This window comes from Pseudoalteromonas phenolica (assembly GCF_005876835.1).
GTDB classification, from domain to species: domain Bacteria; phylum Pseudomonadota; class Gammaproteobacteria; order Enterobacterales; family Alteromonadaceae; genus Pseudoalteromonas; species Pseudoalteromonas phenolica_B.
This window is the reverse complement of sequence record NZ_PPSW01000085.1, coordinates 1-1,158: the sequence shown is the minus strand read 5'-3', so window position 1 is coordinate 1,158 and position 1,158 is coordinate 1. Positions and strand designations below refer to the sequence as shown.

The window sequence follows — 1,158 nt, the reverse complement described above, 5'->3', positions numbered from 1 at the left end:
AAGGTTCAATAAGTATCAAGCTGTTAAATCAGGACAAAATACAGTTGGCTGTGTTTCGTTCCTCAACAATTTTAGCCAACTAAATTTTGCCCATTAACGAGGGCGTTGGTATGACTCCCACTGTCAAGTTAAACGCACTGATCCCGCCTAACTTTTTAAGCCATAATTTCTCAACTCGAATTAGAGCGAGTTAACGCATAGGATGAAGCAAGTAATTTCGTCGGTTTTCATGGCGAAGCGTCGCCCCGGTGATATTCGTTGGTTACTCATTCTCATGAGCAGAGCAGACCTTACTTAACTCGACGTAGCACCTGTCTTCAGTCTATGTTCGTGGTTCAATGCAGCGTTAGCTGCATTGCCATCCTAACGCCGCCGGTGGTTGTGCCACACCCGATGCTTGATCCCATGCATTAACTCTAATTCGTTTATCATGCGGGTACTCTTGCCAATCTCAGTTTTGTATTCACAGGCTTAAGCACCACTTCTTTAGCAATTGCCCATATGTACGCAATCATTTCTCGGGCAATTGCAGTGACAACAAGGTTGTAGTGTTTTCCTTTGGCTATCATTTTTTTATAACGCTTGCAGAGCCTAAGCTGCGCTTTCCACGCAATATCAATGATATCCTTTGGTAAACCTTCTTGTCGTTTTTGCATATCTGTCGATATGTTTGCTGCGTAGCGATATGTATGCGCCCCTTCAACAAGAAGACGCCTTGCTCGGCCATTTCCGCATTTTGTGATGGCGCCAATATGACGTTTGCCACCACTCGAGTGTTCACTGGGTACAAGACCCAGATAACTCATTAATTTACGGGGATGGTCGAAGCGCGTTAAATCGCCAAGCTCAGCCACAACGCCAGCGGCCACGAGTAAGCGAACGCCGCGCATAGCCTGAATGGCTTTAACAACAGGGTAGTACCGCCATTGATAAACATGGTGAGAGAGTTCATTGTCGAGTCGCTCTAATCTAGCCATTCGTTCATTTATAGTTTGAATAAACTCCTGTAAAACGATTTGTTGTGCGGGGTGTGGTAATACTAATTCTGTGAGCCAACGTAAGTGTTTGAGAGACCAGTTTGCAGTGCCGGCATAGTTGATATTGTTGCGAAGAAGCAGTGCTTTTAGCTGGTATTTGGCATCTTTTAAGTCTTTCATC

The 1,158-nt window shown here is 44.8% G+C and carries 1 protein-coding gene; it reads right to left on the bottom strand.

What is annotated here, in order from left to right; translation table 11 throughout:
- Window positions 1-428: 428 nt before the first annotated feature.
- On the bottom strand, window positions 429-1,158 hold a 730-nt coding region (locus C1E24_RS20775), incomplete at its 5' end, for an IS110 family transposase (RefSeq protein ID WP_138484817.1).